The 353-nt window shown below is 64.9% G+C and carries 1 pseudogene; it reads left to right on the top strand.

Annotation, left to right across the window (positions count from 1 at the left end):
- Positions 1–156 precede the first annotated feature (156 nt).
- Positions 157–353 (top strand): annotated as a pseudogene (locus EN859_RS36085) (hypothetical protein); the annotation flags it as partial.

Consider the following 353-nt stretch of genomic DNA (forward strand, 5'->3'; position numbering starts at 1 on the left):
GCAGGAGATCGTCGCCATGCGCATTGCGTTGGGGCAGCCGTTGCCGCCGTCGGCCGCTGCACCGGATCAGATGGGTCCGGGCCACGCATCAGGTTCTGCCGCGCAGCCGACCCACCACAGCATGTCCGGATCGATATCCAATCAAGAGGATCAGCAATGAAGAAGAACCTTTCCCGGTTTTGCGTCGCCGCGGGCGTTGCCGGCTTTGCACTTGCCGGCTCTGCGTGGGCCGGTCAGGCACCCGGCGCGGCCAGCGCGCCTGATATCGCTGTCAGCCATCACGACCGTGTTTATGCGGCCGAGCAGTTCTCCAACACCGTTTCTGTGACGGACCCCGCGGACAACCGGCTGCT

It is taken from the genome of Mesorhizobium sp. M00.F.Ca.ET.216.01.1.1, assembly GCF_004010325.2.
Classification (GTDB): Bacteria; Pseudomonadota; Alphaproteobacteria; order Rhizobiales; family Rhizobiaceae; genus Mesorhizobium.